This window comes from Gilvimarinus sp. 1_MG-2023, assembly GCF_030548285.1.
In genome coordinates this window covers 1-388 of the sequence record NZ_JAUOSC010000285.1, presented here as the reverse complement: position 1 = coordinate 388, position 388 = coordinate 1, and the positions used below count along the sequence as shown (strand labels likewise).

1 protein-coding gene is annotated in these 388 nt (G+C 55.9%); it reads right to left on the bottom strand.

What is annotated here, in order from left to right; translation table 11 throughout:
- Positions 1–388 (bottom strand): hypothetical protein (locus tag Q4563_RS16815; protein WP_303605304.1); only part of this gene is annotated, 388 nt, incomplete at both ends.

The window sequence follows — 388 nt, the reverse complement described above, 5'->3', positions numbered from 1 at the left end:
CATCAATGGTGGAGTAACAGGCCGCCAGAATCACCAGCGTATAAGCGATGATCAGCGTCATCGGCAGGCCGATATGAGAGATGATATAAGGCCCGACAGCGACAATATCACCACCCAGTTCGGTGGCCGTCAGACCAAAACCAATACCGACCAGACCAAGCATGCCCAGACAGATAGGAATCGGGTAGAACAGCGCACCGGCCCACAGGAACGTACGTGACACCTGATCCTTGCGTACCGACCAGACTTTCTGCCAGAAGGTTTGATCAGCAACAACCGAAGCCAGCAAGCCAAAGGCCAGCGTGATACCAAAGCCCGCCGCGGCAGCGGAGTCGGTGATCGACAGATTGATTTCATCCGCCTCGCCGACAGCGGCAAAGACCGTATC